This is a genomic window from Actinomadura barringtoniae (assembly GCF_017573505.1).
GTDB classification, from domain to species: domain Bacteria; phylum Actinomycetota; class Actinomycetes; order Streptosporangiales; family Streptosporangiaceae; genus Spirillospora; species Spirillospora barringtoniae.
This window is the reverse complement of sequence record NZ_JAGEOJ010000073.1, coordinates 1-330: the sequence shown is the minus strand read 5'-3', so window position 1 is coordinate 330 and position 330 is coordinate 1. Positions and strand designations below refer to the sequence as shown.

The following is a 330-nucleotide window of genomic DNA, read 5'->3' as shown; positions in this document are numbered from 1 at the left end:
CCCGTCACGACTTCGCGACGCTCTTTCTCGGACACGATGCCGATTTCGGAGAGGTGCAGGTCGGCATCCGCCGCGACGGTCTCCAGCACTCGGACGAAGCGTTCGGCGAGGGCTGCGACCGTGCCGGGGTCGAACAGGTCGGCGGCAGCGATCACGGTGCCGGAGAGTCCTTGCGATTCTCCGCTTTCCGCGAAGTGCTCGGTAACGGTGAGGTCAAGGTCGAACTTGGCGGCCGCGACCGGCTGGAGCCGGGCCGATGTTGCTGTTCCGGACTCGGTTTCGCTCTCGACACCGGGAAGGGTGAGGGTGGCACCACCCGTGTTCTGGAGC

1 protein-coding gene is annotated in these 330 nt (G+C 66.4%); it reads right to left on the bottom strand.

Going from position 1 to position 330, the window contains the following annotated elements; all coding sequences use genetic code 11:
• A partial coding sequence (locus tag J4573_RS53455; protein ID WP_208264196.1) for a condensation domain-containing protein occupies nt 1-330 on the bottom strand: 330 nt, incomplete at both ends.